General features: G+C 71.7%; 21 protein-coding genes. 13 read left to right on the top strand and 8 right to left on the bottom strand.

From position 1 onward, the window contains the following. Positions 1-26: 26 nt before the first annotated feature. The 3 genes from xseA to ACZ7G1_RS09740 all read left to right on the top strand — a co-directional run bounded on the left by xseA (position 27) and on the right by ACZ7G1_RS09740 (position 2,320). Positions 27-1,244: an exodeoxyribonuclease VII large subunit gene (gene xseA / locus ACZ7G1_RS09750; protein WP_470872710.1), complete on the top strand. Its 1,218-nt coding sequence runs from the start codon at positions 27-29 to the stop codon at positions 1,242-1,244. A 67-nt stretch (positions 1,245-1,311) separates the two neighbouring features. Continuing rightward, entirely contained in the window at positions 1,312-1,563 is a 252-nt protein-coding gene (locus tag ACZ7G1_RS09745; protein ID WP_470872712.1) for an exodeoxyribonuclease VII small subunit, read from the top strand. A 166-nt stretch (positions 1,564-1,729) separates the two neighbouring features. Further along, positions 1,730-2,320 (top strand): malonic semialdehyde reductase, encoded by a 591-nt coding sequence (locus ACZ7G1_RS09740; protein ID WP_470872714.1) that lies wholly within the window; start codon positions 1,730-1,732, stop codon positions 2,318-2,320. A gap of 91 nt (positions 2,321-2,411) precedes the next feature. Here the strand turns inward: ACZ7G1_RS09740 and ACZ7G1_RS09735 are convergent, their stop codons facing one another. Next, positions 2,412-2,945 carry a DUF4245 domain-containing protein gene (locus ACZ7G1_RS09735; RefSeq protein WP_470872716.1) on the bottom strand — a complete coding sequence of 178 codons (534 nt, stop codon included), beginning with the start codon at positions 2,943-2,945 and terminating at the stop codon, positions 2,412-2,414. A gap of 117 nt (positions 2,946-3,062) precedes the next feature. On the opposite strand from ACZ7G1_RS09735, the gene glpX reads away from it, so the two are divergent. After that, complete coding sequence (gene glpX, locus ACZ7G1_RS09730) at positions 3,063-4,097, top strand: class II fructose-bisphosphatase (protein ID WP_470872717.1); 1,035 nt, start codon at positions 3,063-3,065, stop codon at positions 4,095-4,097. Positions 4,098-4,194: 97 nt separating this feature from the next. On the opposite strand, the gene ACZ7G1_RS09725 is transcribed toward glpX, so the two are convergent. Continuing rightward, the gene (locus ACZ7G1_RS09725; RefSeq protein WP_470872718.1) at positions 4,195-4,566 is read right to left on the bottom strand and encodes a WhiB family transcriptional regulator; all 372 of its coding nucleotides are present in this window, start codon (positions 4,564-4,566) and stop codon (positions 4,195-4,197) included. Between the two features lie 158 nt (positions 4,567-4,724). Continuing rightward, a complete protein-coding gene (locus ACZ7G1_RS09720; protein WP_470872720.1) occupies positions 4,725-5,441 on the bottom strand; it encodes a DUF1707 SHOCT-like domain-containing protein in 717 nt (238 codons plus the stop codon). Between the two features lie 283 nt (positions 5,442-5,724). Here ACZ7G1_RS09720 and ACZ7G1_RS09715 point away from each other — a divergent pair, with 283 nt between their 5' ends. Beyond that, positions 5,725-7,395: a fumarate hydratase gene (locus ACZ7G1_RS09715; protein WP_470872722.1), complete on the top strand. Its 1,671-nt coding sequence runs from the start codon at positions 5,725-5,727 to the stop codon at positions 7,393-7,395. A gap of 164 nt (positions 7,396-7,559) precedes the next feature. Beyond that, positions 7,560-8,183: an HAD family acid phosphatase gene (locus tag ACZ7G1_RS09710; RefSeq protein ID WP_470872724.1), complete on the top strand. Its 624-nt coding sequence runs from the start codon at positions 7,560-7,562 to the stop codon at positions 8,181-8,183. A 15-nt stretch (positions 8,184-8,198) separates the two neighbouring features. Here ACZ7G1_RS09710 and ACZ7G1_RS09705 read toward each other — a convergent pair whose 3' ends face one another. Further along, positions 8,199-8,702: an allene oxide cyclase barrel-like domain-containing protein gene (locus ACZ7G1_RS09705; RefSeq protein WP_470872726.1), complete on the bottom strand. Its 504-nt coding sequence runs from the start codon at positions 8,700-8,702 to the stop codon at positions 8,199-8,201. Positions 8,703-8,821: 119 nt separating this feature from the next. On the opposite strand from ACZ7G1_RS09705, the gene ACZ7G1_RS09700 reads away from it, so the two are divergent. Continuing rightward, positions 8,822-9,481 carry a lipoprotein gene (locus ACZ7G1_RS09700; RefSeq protein WP_470872728.1) on the top strand — a complete coding sequence of 220 codons (660 nt, stop codon included), beginning with the start codon at positions 8,822-8,824 and terminating at the stop codon, positions 9,479-9,481. Positions 9,482-9,514: 33 nt separating this feature from the next. Here the strand turns inward: ACZ7G1_RS09700 and ACZ7G1_RS09695 are convergent, their stop codons facing one another. Next, a complete protein-coding gene (locus ACZ7G1_RS09695; protein WP_470872730.1) occupies positions 9,515-9,871 on the bottom strand; it encodes a peptidoglycan-binding domain-containing protein in 357 nt (118 codons plus the stop codon). Between the two features lie 184 nt (positions 9,872-10,055). After that, entirely contained in the window at positions 10,056-11,585 is a 1,530-nt protein-coding gene (locus ACZ7G1_RS09690) for a ricin-type beta-trefoil lectin domain protein (protein WP_470872731.1), read from the bottom strand. Positions 11,586-11,726: 141 nt separating this feature from the next. Between ACZ7G1_RS09690 and ACZ7G1_RS09685 the strand changes: the two genes are divergently transcribed. The 3 genes from ACZ7G1_RS09685 to ACZ7G1_RS09675 all read left to right on the top strand — a co-directional run bounded on the left by ACZ7G1_RS09685 (position 11,727) and on the right by ACZ7G1_RS09675 (position 16,263). Then, positions 11,727-13,127, top strand: coding sequence for a class II fumarate hydratase (locus ACZ7G1_RS09685; protein ID WP_470872733.1), 1,401 nt, complete (start codon positions 11,727-11,729; stop codon positions 13,125-13,127). 83 nt (positions 13,128-13,210) lie between these two features. Further along, positions 13,211-13,876 carry a cytidylyl-2-hydroxypropylphosphonate hydrolase gene (fomD, locus tag ACZ7G1_RS09680; protein ID WP_470872735.1) on the top strand — a complete coding sequence of 222 codons (666 nt, stop codon included), beginning with the start codon at positions 13,211-13,213 and terminating at the stop codon, positions 13,874-13,876. A 311-nt stretch (positions 13,877-14,187) separates the two neighbouring features. Next, positions 14,188-16,263, top strand: a complete 2,076-nt coding sequence (locus tag ACZ7G1_RS09675; protein WP_470872736.1) for a SpoIIE family protein phosphatase — start codon at positions 14,188-14,190, stop codon at positions 16,261-16,263. Positions 16,264-16,331: 68 nt separating this feature from the next. Here ACZ7G1_RS09675 and ACZ7G1_RS09670 read toward each other — a convergent pair whose 3' ends face one another. Beyond that, complete coding sequence (locus ACZ7G1_RS09670) at positions 16,332-18,530, bottom strand: transglycosylase domain-containing protein (protein WP_470872737.1); 2,199 nt, start codon at positions 18,528-18,530, stop codon at positions 16,332-16,334. Positions 18,531-18,797: 267 nt separating this feature from the next. Between ACZ7G1_RS09670 and ACZ7G1_RS09665 the strand changes: the two genes are divergently transcribed. From ACZ7G1_RS09665 to ACZ7G1_RS09655, 3 genes are read left to right on the top strand one after another with little or no spacing between them, the layout of a single operon-like run. Continuing rightward, on the top strand, positions 18,798-19,322 hold the full coding sequence (locus ACZ7G1_RS09665) for a PadR family transcriptional regulator (protein ID WP_470872739.1): 525 nt from the start codon (positions 18,798-18,800) through the stop codon (positions 19,320-19,322). Continuing rightward, a complete protein-coding gene (locus ACZ7G1_RS09660) occupies positions 19,319-20,002 on the top strand; it encodes an ABC transporter ATP-binding protein (protein ID WP_470872741.1) in 684 nt (227 codons plus the stop codon). Before ACZ7G1_RS09665 ends, ACZ7G1_RS09660 begins: the two co-directional genes overlap by 4 nt. Continuing rightward, on the top strand, positions 19,999-22,368 hold the full coding sequence (locus ACZ7G1_RS09655; protein ID WP_470872742.1) for an FtsX-like permease family protein: 2,370 nt from the start codon (positions 19,999-20,001) through the stop codon (positions 22,366-22,368). Before ACZ7G1_RS09660 ends, ACZ7G1_RS09655 begins: the two co-directional genes overlap by 4 nt. A 31-nt stretch (positions 22,369-22,399) precedes the next feature. Here the strand turns inward: ACZ7G1_RS09655 and ACZ7G1_RS09650 are convergent, their stop codons facing one another. Beyond that, a complete protein-coding gene (locus ACZ7G1_RS09650) occupies positions 22,400-23,374 on the bottom strand; it encodes a hydrogen peroxide-inducible genes activator (protein WP_470872744.1) in 975 nt (324 codons plus the stop codon). Between the last annotated feature and the right edge of the window lie 133 nt (positions 23,375-23,507).

The raw sequence follows: 23,507 nt of genomic DNA, 5'->3' as shown, positions 1-23,507 counted from the left end.
TCGTACCGCGCGGTTACGCTCGGTCCATGGGTCTGACTACGTCCGCCGAAGCACCGCTTCCCGTCGGTGAGGTCTCGCGGCTGATCGGGGGGTGGATCGACCGGCTCGGGGCGATCTGGGTCGAGGGGCAGATCACGCAGCTGTCGCGGCGGCCCGGCGCCGGGGTCGTGTTCCTGACGCTGCGCGATCCGTCGCACGACATCTCGATCGGCGTCACCTGCTACCGGAAGGTCTTCGACGCGGTCGCGGACGTGGTGTCGGAGGGCGCCAGGGTCGTGCTGCACGCGAAGCCCGAGTGGTACGCGCCGCGCGGGCAGCTGTCGCTGCGGGCCGTGGAGATCAAGCCGGTCGGGATCGGCGAACTGCTCGCCCGGCTGGAGCAGCTGAAGCGGAGCCTGGCGGCCGAGGGCCTGTTCGCGCTCGACCGGAAGAGGCCGCTGCCGTTCCTGCCGCACCGCGTCGGCCTGGTCTGCGGCCGCGCGTCGGCGGCGGAGCGGGACGTCCTGGAGAACGCGCGGCGACGCTGGCCGGCGGTCAGCTTCGAGGTGCGGAACGTCGCGGTGCAGGGCGTGAAGGCGGTCCCGCAGGTCATCGAGGCGGTCCGGGAGCTCGACGCGGACGAGCGGGTGGACGTGATCATCGTCGCCCGGGGCGGCGGCAGCGTCGAGGACCTGCTGCCGTTCTCGGACGAGCGGCTGGTGCGGGCGGTGGCCGACTGCCGTACGCCGGTGGTGTCCGCGATCGGCCACGAGCCGGACTCCCCGCTGCTCGACCTGGTGGCGGACCTGCGCGCCTCGACGCCGACGGACGCGGCCAAGAAGGTCGTACCGGACGTCGGGGAGGAGCTGGAGCGGGTGCGGGGCCTGCGGGACCGCGCGCTGCGGACCGTACGGGGACTGCTCGACCGGGAGGAGCGCGGCCTCGCGCACGCGCTCGCGCGGCCCGTCATGGAGCACCCGCAGCGCATGGTCGAGGTCCGCGAGGACGAGATCGCCGCCCTCCTCGCCCGCAGCCGGCGGGTGCTCGGGCACCTCCTCGACCGCGCGGACTCCGAGCTGTCGCACACGCGCGCCCGGGTCAGGGCGCTGTCGCCGGCCGCGACGCTGGAGCGGGGGTACGCGGTCCTCCAGCGCGCCGACGGAGCGGTGGTCCGCTCGCCCGGTGAGGTCGCGGAGGGCGAGGAACTGCGGGCCCGGGTCGCCGAGGGCGAGTTCGCGGTGCGCCGCGTGACCGACCCGGCCTGAGCCGGCACCGAAGCAGCGACACAGAAGCAGCAGTACCAGTACGGCAAGCGACACGGAGGGTGGACACATGGCAGCCGGTACGGAAGAGGCGGCGCTCGGCTACGAGGAGGCGCGGGACGAGCTGATCGAGGTCGTTCGGCGCCTTGAGGCGGGCGGAACGACCCTGGAGGAGTCGCTCGCGCTCTGGGAGCGTGGCGAGGAGCTGGCGAAGGTGTGCCGGCGGCGGCTCGAAGGGGCGCGGGCCCGGCTGGACGCCTCGCTGGCGGCGGAGCGCGCGGCCGAGGAAGCGGGCGCGGAGGCCGGTGACGAGGACGAGTAGTCCGGAACGGGCCCGTCCGGGGCAGGGGCTGCCGTAGACTCGATGAAGTGAAGCGGATCACTATCCGGATGGATTAGTTGAAGTTTCACCAATTCTGGGCGTACTGTCGAGGCATCGCTTGGACTCCGCACGAGCGACTCCCCTTGCAGTCCGGAAGGTACGCAGCATGTCTCTCGCCCTTGACCCCGCCGCCCAGGACCTCCTCTTCCGTGAGGCCCGCACCGCCAACACGTTCACCGACGAGCCGGTGACCGACGAGCAGGTCCAGGCGATCTACGACCTGGTGAAGTTCGGCCCGACCGCCTTCAACCAGTCCCCGCTGCGCATCACCCTGGTCCGCTCCCCCGAGGCCCGCGAGCGCCTGGTCAAGCACATGGCCGAGGGCAACCAGCCCAAGACGGCCACGGCCCCGCTCGTCGCGATCCTGTCGGCCGACAACGAGTTCCACGAGGAGCTCCCGGCCCTGTTCCCGCACTTCCCGCAGGCCAAGGACGTGTTCTTCGCCGAGCGTCCGGTCCGTGAGGGCTCGGCCACGCTGAACGCCGCCCTGCAGGCCGCGTACTTCATCGTGGGCATCCGTGCCGCCGGCCTGGCCGCCGGCCCGATGACCGGCCTGGACTTCGCCGGCGTCCAGAAGGAGTTCCTGGACGACGACCACACCCCGCTGATGGTCGTCAACATCGGCAAGCCGGGCGAGGACGCCTGGTTCCCGCGCTCCCCGCGCCTCTCCTACGACGAGGTCATCACCACCGTCTGAGCCTCGCCGCAGACAGTCGAAGGCCCCGCACTCACCGAGTGCGGGGCCTTTTCGCTTGCCGTGTCGCTTGCCGTGCGGGAGGGGGTGCGGCTCAGACCTTGTTCGAGCGCAGGGCGCCCGCCATCTCGGTCAGCCGCTCGAAGGAGGCGGTGCCGGTGACGACCGTCGTCGCGCCGCCCTCGGTCCGGACGAGCGCGTCGTACTTCGGGCCCTCCCAGCGCTGCCAGACCTGGCCGGCCACCGTCTCGGTGCGCCCGGTGTTCTTGGCGCGCTGGGTGACGTCCGGCACATAGGTGTTCGGCGCCGCCGTCGACTGGTGGATCGCCACGTACTGGGTGTCCGGGGAGAGGAAACCGAGCTGCCACGCGTTGGCCTTCTCGCGCTTGTACGAGACGACCGTCGCCTTCCACCCGTCGCCGAGGCCCTCGGGGGCCAGCACCGGATAGGGCGCCGCCCGCTGGGCCGTGAGGAGCTCGACCCGGTAGTCCTTCGCCTTGACCGGTTCGGCCTTCTCGTCGTGCGGGATGAAGAGATACATCACGCCCGCGGCGACCAAGATCACCCCGAGGGACTGGATCATCCCGCGTACCGTCTGCCTGCCTCGCATACCTGCCACGCCCCCCATGGTCGCATCATGGTCTCGTGCTCATACGTGGGCCCCTCTGCTCATTTTGTCGACGTACCGATAGAGTCGCAGCACCCTCTTATTTCCGGCCGTCGCCGTACAGAAAGGTGCGTTCCGATGACCGAGCAGCACCAAATGCCGCCCGAGCTCGAGGTCTCCCCCGAGGCCCCCGACCGCAACCTGGCCCTTGAGCTGGTCCGGGTCACCGAGGCCGCCGCCATGGCCGCGGGCCGCTGGGTCGGCCGCGGTGACAAGATCGGCGCGGACGGCGCGGCGGTCAACGCCATGCGGACCCTGATCTCCACCGTCTCGATGAACGGCGTCGTCGTCATCGGCGAGGGCGAGAAGGACGAAGCCCCGATGCTCTTCAACGGCGAGCGGGTCGGCGACGGCACCGGCGCCGAGGTCGACATCGCCGTGGACCCGATCGACGGCACCACGCTCAACGCCAAGGGCATGCCGAACGCGATCGCCGTCCTGGCCGCCGCCGACCGCGGCACCATGTTCGACCCGTCCGCGGTCTTCTACATGGACAAGCTGGTCACCGGCCCCGAGGCCGCCGACTTCGTCGACATCAACGCCCCCGTCTCGGTCAACATCCGCCGGGTCGCCAAGGCGAAGAACTCCTCCCCCGAGGACATCACGGTCGTCATCCTGGACCGCCCCCGCCACGAGGGCATCGTCAAGGAGATCCGCGAGACCGGCGCCCGGATCAAGTTCATCTCGGACGGCGACGTCGCCGGTTCGATCATGGCCGTCCGCGAGGGCACCGGCGTCGACATGCTGATGGGCATCGGCGGCACCCCCGAGGGCATCATCTCCGCCTGCGCGATCAAGTGTCTGGGCGGTGTCATCCAGGGCAAGCTGTGGCCGAAGGACGAGGCGGAGCGCCAGAAGGCGCTGGACGCCGGCCACGACCTGGACCGGGTGCTCTCCACCAACGACCTGGTCTCCGGCGAGAACGTCTTCTTCGTCGCCACCGGCATCACCGACGGCGAGATCCTGCGCGGCGTGCGCTACCGGGCCGAGACGGCGACCACGCAGTCGCTCGTCATGCGCTCGAAGTCCGGCACGATCCGCCAGATCGACTCCACGCACCGGCTCTCGAAGCTGCGCGCGTACAGCAAGATCGACTTCGACCGCGCGAAGTAACGCTCCCGCGCGGTGACGGTACGAAGAGGGGCGCCCCCATGTGCGGTGGGGGCGCCCCTTCCCGTACGGGCCCGCGGAGACGCGTCCGCGGTTCCCGTCAGCCCGCCTGGGCGATCCGCTCGGCCGCCGCCGTCTTGCGCAGCTCCACCTCGCGGCGCCGGCGCCGGGCCAGCACGACACGGCGCTCGGCCGCGGTGAGCCCGCCCCACACCCCGTACGGCTCCGGCTGGAGCAGGGCGTGCTCGCGGCACTCGACCATGACGGGACAGCGCGCGCAGACCCGCTTGGCCGCCTCCTCGCGGGCCAGCCGCGCGGCGGTCGGCTCCTTGGACGGGGCGAAGAACAGTCCGGCTTCGTCCCGGCGGCACACCGCCTCCGCGTGCCAGGGGCCTCCCTCGTCCTCCCGCGTGGGGGTGCGCTGAGGGGGGACGGCGGCGACCTGGAGGGGCTGATGCGGCAGTTGCAGCACGGTCTACTCCTGACGACGGCTTCGCGAGCGAGCGGCGATGCAGCAGCCCTACCCGCTGTGCGCGCGCCTATGCACTGCGTGCCGCGCGGTTCCGCTCTGCGGTGACCCGTGGGCGGATTCCGGTCACGCCCGGACGCCGGCCCGGGCGGCCCCGGGGCTCAGTGGCCGAGGTGCTTGCGGAGCTTGCCGTGGAGGTCGGTGATCCACTTGCCGCGCTTGGGTCTGGCCTCGACGTTCCCGAAGACCGAGTAGCCGTTGATGACGACGACCGGGGCCTGCGGGTCGACGCCTTCCAGGGTGACGACCTCGAAGTTGCCGAAGACGCCGCTGCCGTTGCCGCGGAGGCTGATGTTCTCCGGGACGCGCACCTCGACGTTGCCGAAGATCGAGGTGGCGTTGATGGTGGTGAGCCGCTGGGCGAAGATCGCCTCGGTGAGGTCGATCTCGATGTTCCCGAAGAGGGCGAAGGCGTTCGTCCGGCGGCTGACCCGCCAGCGGCCCTTGCGGGTGGTGCTGGAGAAGATCGCGACGAGGTTCTCCGGGGTGCCCTCGGAGTCGTCGGCGGCCCAGGCGTAGGCCGGCTCGGGCTCCTGGCGGGTCCGGGCGGACGGCAGGTCGCGGACGATCGGCTCCAGTTCGCCGACCGTCTTGGCCTTGTAGACCGCGTCGATCCGGTCGGAGTGCTCCTCGGGGTCGAGCCGCCCCTCGGCCAGGGCGTCCCTGAGGATGTCAGCGATCCGGTCCCGGTCCGCGTCCGAGGCCCGCAGCGAGCCCTGCGGATCGGCGAAACCGGTCTCCGCGGGCGCGGGCTCGGCGGGGGCGACCGGCCGCGGCTGCGGCTGCTTCTCGGATTCGGGCTGCTTTTCGAGGTCCACGGAGTCAGCCTAGCGAAACGCGATAGATCGCGACCAGGGGGAAAGACCCGGGTCCCATCCCCTAGGGGACACCCTGACCCCGGCCACCCTGGCCCGACACCCCGTCACCCCACCCCCCGGAGACCCCGGCGCCGCGCCGGGAACACTCCATCGAGGCGCGTTCGCGCCGGCTAGTGAGCCTTACCTCACAGGATCGGGGCGGCGCCCGCGTCATACGCTGGAGGGCGCGCCCGCCAACGGAGGCGGCGCGCTGCTGTCTGCCGAAGAAGGAATGGCCGCCGTCATGCCAGAGTTTGCGTACTCCGATCTGCTCCCCCTGGGAGAGGACACCACGCCCTACCGCCTGGTGACCTCCGAAGGTGTCTCCACCTTCGAGGCCGACGGCCGTACGTTCCTCAAGGTGGAGCCCGAGGCCCTGCGTCAGCTGGCCGCCGAGGCGATCCACGACATCCAGCACTTCCTGCGCCCGGACCACCTGGCCCAGCTGCGCCGGATCATCGACGACCCGGAGGCGTCGAGCAACGACAAGTTCGTCGCGCTCGACCTCCTGAAGAACGCGAACATCGCCGCCGCCGGCGTCCTGCCGATGTGCCAGGACACCGGCACCGCGATCGTCATGGGCAAGCGCGGCCAGAACGTGCTGACCTCCGGCCGCGACGAGGAGGCCCTGTCCAAGGGCATCTACGACGCGTACACCAAGCTGAACCTGCGGTACTCGCAGATGGCCCCGGTGACCATGTGGGAGGAGAAGAACACCGGCTCGAACCTGCCCGCGCAGATCGAGCTGTACGCGACCGACGGCGGCGCGTACAAGTTCCTCTTCATGGCCAAGGGCGGCGGCTCGGCCAACAAGTCCTTCCTCTACCAGGAGACGAAGGCCGTCCTGAACGAGGCCTCCATGATGAAGTTCCTGGAGGAGAAGATCCGCTCGCTCGGCACGGCGGCCTGCCCGCCGTACCACCTGGCGATCGTCGTCGGCGGCACGTCCGCCGAGTTCGCGCTCAAGACCGCGAAGTACGCCTCCGCGCACTACCTGGACGAGCTGCCCGCCGAGGGCGACGCCGTCACGGGCCACGGCTTCCGCGACAAGGAGCTGGAGGAGAAGGTCTTCGAGCTGACGCAGAAGATCGGCATCGGCGCGCAGTTCGGCGGCAAGTACTTCTGCCACGACGTCCGCGTGGTCCGTCTCCCGCGTCACGGCGCCTCGCTGCCCGTCGCGATCGCCGTGTCCTGCTCGGCCGACCGCCAGGCCGTCGCGAAGATCACCGCCGAGGGCGTCTTCCTGGAGCAGCTGGAGACCGACCCGGCGCGCTTCCTGCCGGAGACCACGGACGAGCACCTCTCCGAGGAGTCCGACGTCGTCACCATCGACCTGAACCAGCCGATGGACGACATCCTCGCCGAGCTGACCAAGTACCCGGTCAAGACCCGGCTCTCGCTGAACGGCCCGCTGGTCGTGGCGCGCGACATCGCGCATGCCAAGATCAAGGAGCGCCTGGACGCGGGCGAGGAGATGCCGCAGTACCTGAAGGACCACCCGGTCTACTACGCGGGCCCGGCGAAGACCCCCGAGGGGTACGCCTCCGGTTCCTTCGGTCCGACGACGGCCGGGCGCATGGACTCGTACGTCGAGCAGTTCCAGGCGGCGGGCGGCTCGAAGGTGATGCTGGCCAAGGGCAACCGCTCCGGCCAGGTCACGGCGGCGTGCGGCGCGCACGGCGGCTTCTACCTCGGCTCGATCGGCGGCCCGGCGGCGCGTCTCGCGCAGGACTGCATCAAGAAGGTCGAGGTCGTCGAGTACGAGGAGCTCGGCATGGAGGCGGTCTGGAAGATCGAGGTCGAGGACTTCCCGGCGTTCATCGTGGTGGACGACAAGGGCAACGACTTCTTCCAGAACCCGGCGCCTGAGCCGACGTTCACGCACATCCCGGTGCGGGGTCCCGGCCTCGGCTGACCCCTCGCTGCTCTCGCGACGCCCCTCGGCCCCTCGGGTCGGGGGGCTTCGTCGATCTCCGCTCAGAAAGTCGCTACCGACCGGTAGCCCTCTCGCCACCTACTGGTCAGTATGGGTCGCGAGCATGTCAACCACTGAGCCGGTCGACCCCTCGGGAGCCCCCCATGCCCTCCGCCAAAGCCACCGCCGCCGCCACCCTCGGCCTGACCGCCCTGCTCGTCGCCGGCACCGCGCCGACGGCCTCGGCGGCCGACCCCGACACCCATGTGACCTCGGCCGCCGCCCTCGCGGACGTCGACTACGGCACCTGGCGCCGGGACGTGGCGGCCGTCGTCGCCGAGGCCCGCCCGTACATCGAGGAGCGCGCCGAGGACGCCGGCCGCCAGAAGCAGGCGATCGTCCTCGACATCGACAACAGCTCCCTGGAGACGGACTTCCACCCGTTCTGGGAGCTGCCGACCCCGGCCATCGCGGACGTGCGCGAGCTCGTCCGCGACGCCCACGCGCGCGGGGTGGCGGTCTTCTTCGTGACCGCGCGGCCGGGGATCATCCACTCCCTGACGGACTGGAACCTGCGGAAGTCCGGTTACCCGGTCGACGGCCTGTACGTGCGGAGCCTGCCCGACCTGTTCGCGGAGGTCAGTACGTACAAGACCGCGAAGCGCGCCGAGATCGAGGCCAAGGGCTACACGATCATCGCGAACATCGGCAACAACACCACCGACCTCGTCGGCGGCCACGCCGAGCGCACCTTCAAGCTCCCGGACTACGGCGGCAAGCTCTCCTAGGGAACGTCCGGCCCGCTAGCGGGTGTTGATGTGGAACTCCATCTTCTCGAAATCGCCGTCGGGAGTCGTACGGACGTAACCGCGGGCGTCCTTGAAGTCGCCCGTGCCGCCGGTGATGGCGACGTCGAACGCGGCGGGTGCCGCTTCCGTGGTGTCGAAGGTGGTGAGGGCCTGGGCGGTGAGCTGTCCGCCCGGTCCCCCGTCCAGGATGAAGGTGCCGACGCAGTTCACGTCGGCCTGGGTCCCGCTGATGCGCACGACGGCGCAGGTGACGCCGTCCCGGCCGACCGTGTCGCCGTTCTTCTCCTTGTAGAGGTCGTCGGCGAACGTGAAGGTCTGGCCGACCTTGGGCGCCGGGGCGCTCTCGTCGCTGTCCGGGCCCGGGACCTCCTTGGAGTAGAGGGTGAACTCGAACCCGTCGCCGTTGTCGGCCTGGACCGGGGCAGCGGCGGCGCCGAAGGCGACGGCCGCGACCGTGCACGCGCCGAGCGCGCCGATCCTCCTGAAGGTGCGGGTCATGTCCTGCCTCCCGTGGGGCTGTGGGGTCCCCCCTCGGCACGCTTCACATTGTCCGACGATCACCGCGCGTTCGCCCGTCCGGGCGAAACCCCCGCCTCCGGGTCGGCCATCATGGCGCCATGCGAGAGAGAGCACTTCCGATACGCGCGGCGGTCCCCGTCGCCCTTGCGGCGGCCGGCCTGCTGCTGACCGGCTGCGGTACGCCCCAGGGCTCCGCGGACCCGGCGACGGCGGCGAAGTCCGCGGCCACGCCCGGCGCGACCGCCACCGAGCGGACGCCCGGGGCGGCGAAGGCGGCGGCCACCCTGGGCGGGCCCGGGACGGTCTGCCCGCTGCCCGTCTCGTTCGCGCTGGCGGAGAAGTGGGAGCCGGAGGCGATCGACGACCCGGAGAACCCGGAGTTCGCGGCGCTCACCCGGCAGGGCCCGGCGGTCGTCCGCTGCGAGGCCGACGGCAAGCCGGCCGGTCACATCGGCTACCTGCGCGTCTGGACGGCGCCCGAGGGCCCCGCGCGGGCCACGCTCGAAGCCTTCGTCAAGGCCGAGAAGAAGACCTCGAAGGTCGCCTACCACGAGACCCGGGCGGGCGCCCTTCCGGCGGTCGAGGTGACGTACACCGTCACCAACGAGCTGATGGAGGAGTCCAAGGAGGAACGGGCCTTCGCCGTCGCCGCCCCCAAGGGCATCGTGATCGTCCACCTCGGCGGGCTCGACACCGACGAGCACCGGGCGATGCTCCCCGCCTACGAACTGGCCAGGACGACCCTGCGGCTCGGCTGAGGCGGACTCGGCCGCGGGGAACTCCGAACGGGGTCAGCAGCCCTCGGGGTAGGTGTAGCTCCTGTCCCAGTAGTTCAGCTGCGCCCACGTCTGGGCACCGACGACACCGTCCACCGAGAGTCCCACACAGTGCTGGAAGGTGTAGACCGCGTCCCGGGTGGCGGGTCCGAAGACGCCGTCCACGTCGACCTTGACCTTGGTCATGCTCCGGTTCAGTTCGCACTGCATCTGCCGCACCGCGAGACCGGTGCTCCCCTGGCTCAGCACGGGCTCCTGACCGGTGTAGGCGCAGGCCGTGGAGATGGCGGCGGACGCGGGGGCGGCGGTGCCGATCCCGGCCATCAGAACGAGTCCGGCGGCCGCGAGGGCGCCGAGGAAGCGCTGGTGCATGGAGGTCCCTCCCTGAGGCCGGCCGCGCCCGCTCACGGGCGGACGGCCGACGAGCCGGCCCGGAGCCTCATGGCTCAGGACCGGCTCGAATCTAGGCAGCCTCCCGGGCCTCCCACAGCACGGGAACGTCCCGACGGCGTCCCGGGATGCCCGGGGCCGCCGCGGCGCGGACGACGGCTCCGGGCTACACGAACCGCTGGTTCGCGGAGCCGTTGCAGCTCTGGAGCCGGACCGGCTCCCTGGCCGCGCCCTGGGTGAGGCAGAGGCCGGTCGCGGCGGCGGGGCGGATCGTGGCGCCGTCGCGGACGAACTTCTGGTTGGCTGCGCCGCTGCAGTTCCAGACGATGAGCGCCTTGCCGGCCTGGTAGACGGCGCCGGGCACGTCCAGGCAGCGGTCCTGGGTGAGCTGGGTGTGCAGGGTCTGCCGGGCGGAGTCGTACCACCAGCTCTGGTTGCGGCCGCCGTGGCAGTCCCAGCCGAGGACGGCGGTGCCGTTGGCGGACTCGGAGGCGTTGACGTCGAGGCAGTTGCCGGTCGCCTCGATCTTCAGCGGCTTGTAGGCGTCGTCCCAGGCGACCGGGAAGAGGGTCGGCGTCCCCGAGGAGTTGACGTCGGCGCAACCGGCCTCGCGGAGACCCGAGTTGTAGATCTGGGTCAGACAGGAGGCGAAGGCGGCGTGGCCGCTCTTGTTGGGGTGGAAGGACTGGCGGGTGGTGTTCTCGTCGATCCCGCCGGGCTTGGAGAGGTCGATGAAGAGGCCCCGGGCCCAGGTGTCCTCCATGCAGACCTCGTGGCCGTGGAAGAGCCGCGAGTTGTCGAGGTAGACGGCTCCGGTGTCGGCCGCGGCCTTGCGCATGCCGCGCTCGAAGGCGGGGACGGCGGTGTTGCGGCCCCACTTGGTGTCGGAGTCGTAGCCCATGCCGCCGCAGGTGAGCTTGCCCGGGAAGTTCGGGTTGTCGTAGAAGTCGGGGCCGATGGGGCTGGGGTAGCCCATGACGACGAGCTTGTAGTCGCCGTCGGCGTATCCGGCGTCGCGCATGACGGTCTTGAGGTCGCGCACGGTCTGCTCGACCTTGGGGACGAGTCCGTCGACGCGGGCCTGCCAGCCGGGGGCGTACTTCGGCTCGCAGGTGCCCTGGCTGAGCACGAAGCGGGTGACGCAGTCGGTCATGACCGGGCCGAACTGGAGGTCGTCGTTGGCGCCGGCGACGAGCAGGACCATCTTGATCCGGGTGTTGCGGGCCTTGATGGCGAGGTTGTCGCTCTGGACCAGCTCGTCGGCGTACTGCTTGGAGCCGCCGATCCGGATGTTGCCGGTGTACGCGCCGGAGCAGGCCACGTTGAAGGTGAGGTCGGCGGGGATCCCGGTGCGGTGGATCGCGGCGTCGGGCGAGCGGTGGCACCAGTTGGTGGGGCCGTTCGTGGGTGACTCGTAGCTGCCCACGCCCTCGCCGGAGATCTCGCTGTCGCCGAGGGAGATGAGTCCGGTCTTGCGCTGGGCGAGCGGGCGCTCGGCCGGGTCGCCGTAGATCCTGGTCGCCTCGGCGGCGCGGATCGCCTCCAGCTCGGGGGAGAGCGGTGTGGAGGTGATTCCGGCCGTGGTGCTCGTGTCGACCGCGCCGGCGGGGGCGGCGGCGGTCATGCTGCCGAGGGCGGCCGCGGCCGCCGCGACGGCTGCGACAGGCCAGCGGAGTCTGTACCTGGTGCGCTTCATTGCGCCTCCTGGAAGTGGGGTTACCCACGGTTTTTACTGGCCGGTACGCGCCTTGGGAATACATCGAACAAGACAAGTGCTCATCTTTTTCGGGGGGTTCGGGGAGTCGACCCCCCGACCAGCACAGGAGGCTGACTCACCATGAGCAAGGACGACGGATACCGGATCGAGCACGACTCGATGGGCGAGGTGCGGGTCCCCGCCCACGCCAAGTGGCGGGCGCAGACGCAGCGGGCGGTGGAGAACTTCCCGATCTCGGGCCAGCGCCTGGAGCGCGCCCACATCGAGGCCCTGGCCCGGATCAAGGCCGCAGCGGCCAAGGTCAACGCCGAGCTCGGCGTCATCGACGAGGACCGCGCGCAGGCCATCGTCTCGGCCGCCGAGGAGGTCGCCGAGGGCCGCTGGGACGAGCACTTCCCGGTGGACGTCTTCCAGACCGGCTCCGGCACCTCGTCCAACATGAACACCAACGAGGTCATCGCCACCCTCGCCACCGAGCGCCTCCCCGAGGGCCGCGCGGTCCACCCCAACGACCATGTGAACGCCTCCCAGTCGTCCAACGACGTCTTCCCGTCCTCCATCCACATCGCGGCCACCGGCGCCGTCACCCACGACCTGATCCCGGCCCTCGACCACCTGGCCACCGCCCTGGAGCGAAAATCGGCCGAATTCGCGACGGTGGTGAAGTCCGGCCGTACGCACCTGATGGACGCCACCCCGGTCACCCTCGGCCAGGAGTTCGGCGGCTACGCGGCCCAGATCCGCTACGGCGTCGAGCGGCTCCGCGGCGCGCTCCCCCGCCTCGCCGAACTCCCCCTGGGCGGTACGGCGGTGGGCACCGGCATCAACACCCCGGCCGGCTTCTCCGCCGCCGTCATCGCCGAGGTCGCCCGCGCGACCGGCCTGCCGCTGACCGAGGCCCGCGACCACTTCGAGGCGCAGGGCGCCCGGGACGGCCTGGTCGAGACGTCCGGCCAGCTCCGTACCCTCGCCGTCTCCCTCACCAAGATCGCCAACGACCTGCGCTGGATGGCCAGCGGCCCGCGCACCGGCCTCGCCGAGATCGAGCTCCCCGACCTCCAGCCCGGCTCGTCGATCATGCCGGGCAAGGTCAACCCGGTGATCCCCGAGGCGGTCCTCATGGTCGCCGCCCAGGTGACCGGAAACGACACCACGGTCGCGGTGGCCGGCGCCGCCGGGAACTTCGAGCTCAACGTGATGCTCCCCGTGATGGCCAAGAACCTCCTGGAGTCCGTACGCCTCCTGGCCAACGCCTCCCGGCTGCTCGCCGACCGCACGGTCGACGGCATCACCGCCAACGTCGAGCGCGCCCGCGAGTACGCCGAGTCCTCGCCCTCCGTCGTCACCCCGCTGAACAAGTACATCGGGTACGAGGAGGCCGCCAAGGTCGCCAAGAGGTCCCTCGCAGAACGCCGGACGATCCGCGAGGTCGTCCTCGACTCCGGCTACGTCGAGCGCGGCGACCTCACCGTCGAGCAGCTGGACGAGGCCCTCGACGTCCTGCGCATGACCCGCCCCTAGGACGGGCCCCCGGCGTCGTCACCGCTGACTCATCCGTGACCTGTACCGCAGCGGTCGTGGGAGCGCGCCCCTAAGATCTGGCCATGACAGGATCGGGCGGCTCTCAGCACTGGGCGCCGGGGGATCACATCCTCTGGCGCTACCGCGGCAACGGCACCGGAGAGGTGCACATCTGCCGGCCGGTGACGGTCGTGCGGGACACGCCTGAGCTGCTCGCGGTCTGGATGGCGCCGGGCACCGAATGCGTACGTCCCGTGCTCGCCGACGGCACCCCGGTGCACGACGAGCCGCTCGCCACCCGGTACACGGCGCCGCGCACCACGGAACGCGCGCGGTGGTTCGGCAGCGGGGTGCTGAAGCTGGCCCGGCCCGGCGAGCCGTGGTCGGTGTGGCTGTTCTGGGAGCGCGGCTGGCGCTTCCGCAGTTGGTACGTGAACCTGGAGGAGCCGCGGGTCCGGTGGTCCGGCGGCCTCGACTCCGAGGACCACTTCCTCGACATCTCCGTCTACCCGGACCGCAGCTGGCTGTGGCGGGACGAGGACGAGTTCGCCCAGGCCCAGCGGTCCGGCCTGATGAGCCCGGAACAGGCGGACCGGGTACGGGCCGCCGGGCAGCGGGCGGTGGAGCGGATCCAGGAGTGGGGCGCGCCGTTCGCGGACGGCTGGGAGGACTGGCGGCCGGATCCGGCATGGAAGGTTCCGGCGCTGCCGGCCGACTGGGACCGCACTCCGGCGCACACGGCACCGTGAGACCCTTGATGCGCCCCCGGGGTTCAAACGTAGGATCGTCCTCCGCACGGCAGAAGCGGACCGGACAGCCCGTCGGACCGACCGGACAGCACGTCAACGACTCAGTACGGCGCAGGACCTGACCACAAGTCATCCACGAGGGGGAGAACAGTGCCGGACCTGTGCCCGGGTGTTCCGACCCCTGCCGTTGCCGCATCGCGCGGAGCGTCCACATCCGCTGCATACGAGGGGTTTATCCCTGCCGAAGGCGCGGCATCGGCGAGAAGAGCGAGTGCATCGCACCACCGGCCCGGACGGACGGAACCCCACGCGTGACGGAGCATCCCACCTCCCACGAAGGCCGGCAGCCCCTGGCTGCCCGGCCGCAGGAACGCGCGCGCCCTCGCCAGGAGGCGGCGGCCGGCCTGCCCTCCGACGTGCCCGCCCAGCCGGGCGGCCCGGCGGGCCGGACGGCCCCCTCCCCCGGCCCGGACGCGCCGGCGGCGCCCGGCCGCCCGACGGTGCCCGGCCCCGCCGCGGCGCCCCCCGCCGCCTCCGGCGGCCCCACGAGTGCGAGCGGTACGGGCCCCGGCTCTCCCGGCGTCCCGCAGAACCCCGGCCCCCCGGGCGGGACGGGTACCCCCGGCGGTCCTGGGGCGGTCGCCGTCGCCGTGGCGCCGCAGCCGCCCGGCGGAGCGCGGAGCGGGGACACCGCGGCCCGGCGCGAGGGCGACCGGCTGCGGTTCGTCGGCGCCGCGACCCGGCGGATCGCGCGCGGCATCGACCTGGACGAGATCGTGCTCGGCCTGTGCCGGGCCACCGTGCCGACCTTCTCCGACGAGATCCTGGTGTACCTGCGCGATCCGCTGCCGGTGGGCGACGAGCGGCCGGTGGCGCCGTTCGTGCTGCGGCTGCGCCGTACCGACCGGCTCCGGTTAAGCGATCTGGAGGGCGAGGAGCTGGTCCTCGTACCCGATCCCGACCCGACCCCCGCGGCCGAACTCTGCGAGGTGCGGTCCGGGGGTGCGCTGGCCGAGGTGCTGCGCGGGGTGCGGCCGGTGTTCGGCGACTCCGCGGCCGCGAAGACCGCGCTGAGCGAGCTGCTCGGCCCGGACCATCCGCTGCCGGGCGGGCTGCGGGCGGTCCTCGCGCCGCTGCGCGGCCGGCGCCGGGTGATCGGCGCGGCCGTCTTCCTGCGCCGCGCCGAGCGGGCCGGCTTCGAGCCGAACGACCTGCTGGTCGCGGCGCAGCTGGCCACGCACACCGCGCTCGGCATCGACAAGGCCGTGCTCTACGGCCGCGAGGCGTACATCGCGGACGAGCTCCAGCGGACGATGCTGCCGGACTCGCTGCCGCAGCCGACCGGCGTGAAGCTGGCCTCCCGCTATCTGCCGGCCGCCGAGACGGCCCGGGTGGGCGGCGACTGGTACGACGCGATCCCGCTTCCCGGCAGCAGGGTCGCGCTGGTCGTCGGCGACGTCATGGGCCACTCCATGACCTCGGCCGCCATCATGGGCCAGCTGCGCACCACCGCGCAGACCCTGGCCGGCCTCGACCTGCCGCCGCAGGAGGTCCTGCACCACCTGGACGAGCAGGCGCAGCGGCTCGGCCAGGACCGGATGGCGACCTGCATGTACGCGGTGTACGACCCCGTCTCGCACCGGATCACCGTGGCCAACGCGGGCCATCCGCCGCCGATACTGCTCCACCTGGGCGGCCGGGCCGAGGTGCTGCGGGTGCCGCCCGGCGCCCCGATCGGGGTCGGCGGCGTCGACTTCGAGGCGGTGGAGCTGGACGCCCCGGCGGGTGCCACGCTGCTGCTGTACACGGACGGTCTGGTCGAGTCCCGGCTTCGGGACGTGTGGACCGGGATCGAGCAGCTGCGGGAGCGCCTGGCGGCGACCGCGCAGCTGACCGGCCCGGACCATTCGCCGCCCCTTGAGGCGCTCTGCGACGACGTCCTCGACATGCTGGGTCCGGGCGACCGGGACGATGACATCGCGCTGCTGGCGGCCCGGTTCGACGGGATCGCGCCGAGCGACGTGGCGTACTGGTTCCTGGAGCCGGAGGACGCGGCACCGGGGCGGGCCCGGCGGCTCGCCCGGCGGGCGCTCGCCCGCTGGGACCTGGAGGAGCTGACAGACTCGGTCGAGCTGCTGATCAGCGAGGTCGTGACGAACGCCGTGCGGTACGCGGAGCGTCCGGTGACCCTGCGGCTGCTGCGGACGGACGTGCTGCGCTGCGAGGTCGGCGACGACTCCCCGCAGCTGCCGCGGCAGCGGCGGGCGCGGGACACCGACGAGGGCGGGCGTGGTCTGTTCCTGGTGAACCGGCTGGCCCGCCGGTGGGGGGCGACCCGGCTCTCGGGCGGCAAGGTGGTCTGGTTCGAGCTGGCCACCCGGAGCTGAACGGGCCCGTTCCCGGACGACGGTGAAGGCCGGACCCCTCGTGGGGTCCGGCCTTCGCCGTGTGGTCGCTACTGCCCCGGGCGGCTGTCGCTGCCCTGGCCGGGATCGGCGGTGTCCGGCGGCTCGATCGTCGTCGGCGGGGCCGGCGGCTCGGTCGTCGGCTTCTCGGTGGGCGTCGGCGGCGTGGTGACGGGGTTCGTCGGCGGCGGCGTGGTGGCCCTCGTCGGCGGGGCCGTCGGGTCCGGGGACGCGGTGGTCGGCTCCTCGGTGGGCTCCTGCGTGGGGGCCTCGGTGGTCGCCGTCGGGTCCGGGTAGGTGCCGTCGTCGGAGGAGCTGTCGGTCTCCAGGTCGAAGGAGGCGTCCGAGCCGCCGTTCAGCGCGCGCTCGGTGTAGTCGCCCCAGATCAGGGCGGGGGTACGGCCACCGTTGGCGCGGCCCGGGTTGATGGTGTCGGTCAGGGTGACCTGGTTGCCCTTGGCGTCCTCGCCGAAGAGGCCGACGGCGGTGACGAGTTCGGGCGTGTAGCCGACGAACCAGGCGGAACGGTTGTTCTCGGAGGTGCCGGTCTTGCCGGCGGCCTCGTAGTTTCCGGCGGCGCGGGTGCCGGAGCCGCTGCGGACGACGCCGGTCATGGCCTTGGTGGCGGTGTCGGCGGCCTCGCGGGTGATGACCTGCTCGCCGATCCCCTTGGTGGGTTCGACCGTGCGGTCGCGGTGGGCGGCGGCCTTCACCAGGACCGGGGTGACCTTGCGGCCGTGGTTGTCGAGGGTGGCGTAGGCGCCGGCCATGTCCATGGTGGAGGCGCCCATGGTGCCGAGGGACATGGCGGGCGACTCGGGGAAGTCCCGGCCGTCCTTCATGCCGAGGGCGAGGGCGGTCTTCTTGGTCTTGCCCGGGCCGACATCGACGATCATCTGGGCGTAGACCGAGTTGATCGAGCTGTTGGTGGCCTTCTGGACGCTGACGGGGCCGTAGTCGTCGTCGTCCTCGTTCTCGGGCGCGAAGGGGATGTCGCTGCCGACGACGGGGCGGCGGCTGTTGCCGTCGTAGACCGTGCCGAGGCCGATCTGGCGTCCGTCCTGGGTCACCGAGTGGTTGTCGATGGCGGAGGCGAGGACGATCGGCTTGAAGGTGGAGGCGGGCTGGTAGTCGCGGCGGGTGGCGTTGGACATCCAGTGCTCGGTGGCGCCGACGCCGCCGTACAGGGCGACGACCGCGCCGGTCTTCGGGTCGACGGAGGTGGCGCCGGCCTGGACGGTGGCCTGCTTCTTGTCGCCCTTGCGGTCGAGCTTGGCCTCCAGCTGCTTGTCGACCGCCTTGACGAGGTCCTTCTGCTTCTTCTCGTCGATGTTGAGGGTGATCGTCCAGCCGCCGGCCTTGATGTCCTCCTCGCTGACGCCCTGGCGCATGAGCTCCTGGTTGGCGGCCTCGACGAGGTAGCCGGTCTGGCCTTCCATGCCGGGGGCGGGCTTGGGCTTCTGCGGGACGGGGAACTTCATGCCGGCGCGCTCGGAGGCGCCGAGCCAGCCCTCGCCGACCATGTTGTCGAGGACGTAGTTCCAGCGCTGTTCGACGAGCTTGCGGCCGGTGGCGCTGGCGGAGTTCCAGTCGTACTGGTTGGGCGCCTGGAGCAGCGAGGCGAGGTAGGCGCCCTGGGCGGTGGTGAGCTGGGTGGCGTCGACGCCGTAGTACGAGCGGGCGGCGGCCTGGATGCCGTAGGCGCTGCGGCCGTAGTAGCTGGTGTTCATGTAGCCGGCGAGGATGTCGCTCTTGCTCATCTCGTCGTCGACCTTGATGGCGATGACCATTTCCTTGAGCTTGCGGGTCGCCGTCTGGTCCTGGCTCAGGTAGTAGTTCTTGACGTACTGCTGGGTGATCGTCGAACCGCCCTGCTTGCCCTTGCCGGTGAGGGTGGACCAGGCGGCGCGGGTGGTGCCCTTGATGTCGACGCCGTTGTCCCGGTAGAAGGACTTGTTCTCGGCGGCGACGAACGCCTTCTGGACCTGGGCGGGGATCTTCTCCAGGCCGACGATCTCGCGGTTGATCTCGCCGGTGCGGGCGAGGATCTTGCCGTTGGAGTACTTGTAGATGTTGCTCTGCATCGTCGCCTCGGCGTTGGCCGAGGGCACCGGGACCAGCAGGTAGACGACGTAGAGGGCGCCCATGGCGAGCAGGCAGCACACGAAGAAGGTGCCCAGCAGCTTCCTCCAGGTGAAGAGGCGGCGTATGCCGCGCTTCTTCGCCTTGCTCTTGTCGGGTCGGCCCATGGGTCCTGTCGCTCCGCTCGTCGTGTGTCCCGGCGTCCCGGTGTCGTGTGGCGCCACGCCGGATCAGCTCAGCAAGCTAACACCGGCGAGGCGGACAAAGGACAACCGATCACGCCTTTTCATGACGTGACAATCAGCACCCACGCCCAGAGGAACCGACGCTCGCGGGGGCCGTCCGGTTGCGTGAGGGACTGATTCCGTTTAGTGATCCGCCGTCGTGAACCTGGCTATACACCGTGCGTATACACCCCGTGTACAGTGACCTCCATGTCCATCGGTCACACCCTCCTGGGACTCCTGGAGTCCGGCCCGCGCCACGGCTACGACCTCAAGCGCGCCTTCGACGACACGTTCGGCCACGACCGGCCGCTCCACTACGGCCAGGTCTACTCGACCATGTCCAGGCTCCTGAAGAACGGCCTCGTCGTCGTCGACGGCATCGAGGCCGGCGGCGGCCCCGAGCGGAAGCGGTACGCGATCACCGAGGCCGGCATCACCGATGTCACCCAGTGGCTCGCCACCCCCGAGAAGCCCGAGCCGTACCTCCAGTCGACGCTCTACACCAAGGTCGTCCTGGCCCTCCTCACCGGCCGCGGGGCCGCCGAGCTCCTCGACACCCAGCGCTCCGAGCACCTGCGCCTGATGCGCGAGCTCACCCGTCGCAAGAAGGACGGCGACCTCGCCGACCAGCTCATCTGCGACCACGCCCTCTTCCACCTGGAAGCCGACCTGCGCTGGCTGGAACTGACCGCCGCCCGCCTCGACCGGCTCGCCGAGGAGATCCGCCGATGACCGCCACCCCGCTGCTCCGCGCCACCGGCCTCGCCAAGACCTACGGACCGACCCCCGCGCTCGCCGGAGCCGACTTCTCCCTCCGGGCCGGCGAGGTCGTCGCCGTCATGGGCCCCTCCGGCTCCGGCAAGTCGACGCTCCTGCACTGCCTGGCCGGAATCGTGCGCCCCGACGCCGGCACCATCACCTACGACGGGCGCGAGCTCACCGCCCTCTCCGACACCGCGCGCAGCGCCCTGCGCCGTACCGACTTCGGCTTCGTCTTCCAGTTCGGCCAGCTCGTCCCCGAACTGACCTGCGTCGAGAACGTGGCACTCCCGCTCCGGCTGAACGGCGAGAAGCGGAAGACCGCCGAGGCCAGGGCCGCCGAATGGCTCGCCCGCCTCGAGGTCGACGACACCGCGGCCAAGCGCCCCGGCGAGATATCCGGCGGCCAGGGCCAGCGCGTGGCCGTCGCCCGCGCGCTCGTCACCGCCCCGCGGGTGATCTTCGCCGACGAACCGACCGGCGCCCTCGACTCCCTCAACGGCGAGCGCGTCATGCGCCTGCTCACCGACGCCTCCCGGGACACCGGCGCCGCCGTCGTCCTCGTCACCCACGAGGCCCGGGTCGCCGCCTACTCCGACCGCGAGGTCGTCGTGCGGGACGGGTCCGTCCGGGACGCGGAGTGGGTGGCATGACGCTCCGCACCTGGGCCCGCGACCTGACGCTCGGCGCCCGGTTCGCGTGCACCGGCGGCCGCTCCGGACTGCTCCGTACCGTGCTGACCGCGGTCGGCGTCGGCTTCGGCGTCACCCTGCTGCTGCTCGCCGCCTCCTTCCCGAACATGCTCTTCCAGCGGGAAGTACGGGAGTCCGTCCGCGCCGTCGACGCCAGTTCGCAGGTCACCGAAGCGCGCCCCGACTCCTTTCTCCACCTCACCCGGAACACCGTCTACCGCGACGACACCATCAGCGGCCTGCTGCTCCGCCCCGAGGGCGACGCGCCCCCGCTGCCGCCCGGCGCGCCCGCGTACCCCAAGACCGGCGAGATGCTGGTCTCCCCCGCGCTCGGGAAACTGCTCGGCTCCCCCGAGGGCGCGCTGCTCAAGGAACGGCTCCCCTACAAGATCGCCGGGACGATCGGGCCCGCCGGTCTCATCGGCCCCGCCGAACTGCGGTACGTCGCCCACGTCGACTTCCTGAACACGGACAACTTCGACGGGCGCGGCGACCGCTACGGCTGGTCGGTCCCCGAGGAACCGATGAACGCGTTCCTCATCCTCCTGGTCGTCGTGGCCTGCGTCGTCCTCCTGCTGCCCGTGCTCGTGTTCATCGCGACCGCCGTCCGCTTCGGCGGCGAACAGCGCGACCGGCGGCTGGCCGCGCTGCGCCTGGTCGGCGCCGACACCGCCATGACCCGGCGGATCGCGGCCGGCGAGTCCCTCGCGGGGGCGCTGCTCGGCCTCCTCGCGGGACTCGGCTTCTTCGTGGCGGCCCGGCAGTTCGCCGGGACCTTCACCATCTGGGACGTCAACGCCTACCCCTCCGACGTCGTGCCGATGCCCGCGCTCGCGGTGCTCGTCCTCGCCGCCGTGCCGGTCGCCTCCGTCGTGGTCACCCTCTTCGCGCTGCGCGGGGTGGCGATCGAACCGCTCGGCGTCGTCCGCACCTCCACCCCGCGCCGCCGCAGGCTGTGGTGGCGGCTGCTGCTGCTCGCCGTCGGCACGGCCTTCCTCGTCCCGCTCATCGGCGACGTCCGGATGTCCGAGACCAGCATCGACTCGGCCGGCGTGGTGACCGGCACCACGCTCGCCCTCATCGGCCTCACCACGGTGCTTCCGTGGCTCGTCGAGGCGGTGGTGAAGCGGCTGCACACGGGCCCCGTGTCCTGGCAGCTCGCCGTCCGCAGGCTCCAGCTGAGCAGCGGCACGGCGGCCCGCGCGGTCAGCGGCATCGTCGTCGCGGCGACCGGGGCGATCGCCCTCCAGATGCTCTTCGGCGCGATGGAGCGCGAGTTCACCCGGTTCAGCGGCGAGGACACCACCCGCGCCCAGATCGTGATCGGCGCCGACGCCGACAACGCCGGGGAGGCCCGCGGGATCATCGACCGCGTCGCCGCCACGAAGGGCGTGGCCGGGGCGACCGGTGTCGTCGAGTCGCGCGTCTGGCGGCCCGGCCCCCTGAAGAACGGCGAGGAGTTCTCCCCGACGGCCTCGCTCCGGGTCGGCGACTGCGCCTCCCTCCGGGAGTTCGCCGCGCTGCCCTCCTGCGCGGACGGCGACGTCTTCGTCTTCCTCGCGCACGGCAAGCAGGGCAACCCGGACGACTCCTACGTCACCCGGACGGCACGGCCGGGCGCCACGGTCGCCCTGCGCGACCCGCACCCGCACCCGAGCGCGCCGAAGCGCCCGAAGGGCCCGCCGCCGCAGTGGCGGATCCCCGCCGGCGCCAAGGTCGTCGACGCCCGCACCGACCCGACGGGCATGTACCAGTTCGGGATCCTCGCCACCCCGAAGGCGGTCGGCGCCGCGGTGCTCGACGCGCCCGAGGCGCTGGCCATGGTCCGGCTCGACCCGGCCGTGCCGGACGCCGCCGACCGGGTACGGAACACGGCGGACGCCATCGACCGGACGTCCTGGGTCCGCACCCTGAAGGACACCGAGCGCGACGCCGCGTTCTCCAGCGTCCGCACCGGCATCCTCGTCGGCTCCACCCTCACGATGCTGCTGGTCGCGGCCTCGCTCCTGGTCACCACCCTGGAGCAGCTCAGGGACCGCAAGCGGCTGCTCTCCTCGCTGATCGCCTTCGGTACCCGGCGCTCCACCCTCAGCTGGTCGGTGCTCTGGCAGACGGCCGTCCCGATCCTCCTCGGGCTGGTCCTCGCCGTGGCGGGCGGCCTCTGCCTCGGCCTGGTCCTGCTGAAGATGGGCGGCCTGCCGGTCGTCGACTGGTGGGGCTTCGTGCCCATCGTCGGCATCGGCCTCGCGCTCATCGCGGCCGTGACGCTGCTGAGCATGCCCTTCCTGTGGCGGCTGATGCGCGCGGACGGCCTGCGCACGGAGTGACCCGGCCGGGCCGCCCTGAGTGACCCGGGGGTCAGTCGCCGGTGCCCACCACGCGTACGGGAAGCCCCTTCATGTCCTCCCTGAGCGCGTCCGCCAGCTGCTCGAACTCGGCGTGGCGGGCGGCTCCGGAGCGCATGGCGAGGGCGATCCGGCGGGTGGGCGCGGGCTCGGCGAAGAGGCCGGTCCAGAGGGCGTTGTTGCGGGCGGTCTCGACGGTGACGGCGGTGCTCGGCAGCAGCGTCACGCCGAGCCCGCCCGCCACCAGCTGCACCAGGGTGGAGAGCCCGGCAGCCGTGGTGGTGACCTCGGCGCCGTCGGTGCGGCCGGCCTCCCGGCAGATGTCGAGGGCCTGGTCGCGCAGGCAGTGGCCCTCGTCGAGGAGGAGCAGCCTGAGCTCCTTGAGGGCCTCGCGCGGGATGTCGTCGCGCCCGGCGAGCGGGTGCCCCTCGGGGGTGACCAGGACGAAGTCCTCGTCGAAGAGCGGGAGTTCGGTGACGCCGGGCACGCCGAGCGGCACGGCGAGCAGCAGCAGGTCGAGCCGGCCCGCGGCGAGCCCCTCCAGGAGCGTGGCGGTCTGCTCCTCGTGGACCTGGAGGTCGAGGTCCGGGTAGCGCCGGTGGACCAGGCGGAGCACGGTGGGCAGCAGGTACGGCGCCACGGTGGGGATCACGCCGAGCCGCAGGACCCCGGTGAACGGGGCCTGGGCCGCCTCGGCCTCCTCCATCAGCTCCGCGACCGCGTCGAGGACGGCCCGGGCGCGGACCGCGAGCCGCTCCCCGGCGGGCGAGAGCAGCACCTTTCTCGTCGTACGCTCAAGGAGCTGGACACCGAGTGCCTCTTCGAGAGCCGAAACCGCGCCCGAGAGCGCGGGCTGGCTCATGCCGATGGCCGCCGCCGCGTCGCGGAAGTGCAGATGCTCGGCGACCGCGGCGAAGGCTCTGAGCTGCGAGAGGCTCGGCTGCTTGCCTCGGTGCGGAGTGTGCGGGGTGCTGTACGGGGACGCCACTGATAACCACCTTCGATCAACACGAACCACTCTAGCTATTTCACTGATCAATGCACTCCGTGCCATGCTGTGATTCGTCCAACCCCCACGGAAGACCCCAAAAGGGACCCTTCCCGTTGTGCAAGGAGAGCGC

It is taken from the genome of Streptomyces sp. NPDC037273 (genome assembly GCF_055603625.1).
Note: the sequence above shows the minus strand (reverse complement) of the source record. Positions and strands in the feature narration are given on the sequence as shown.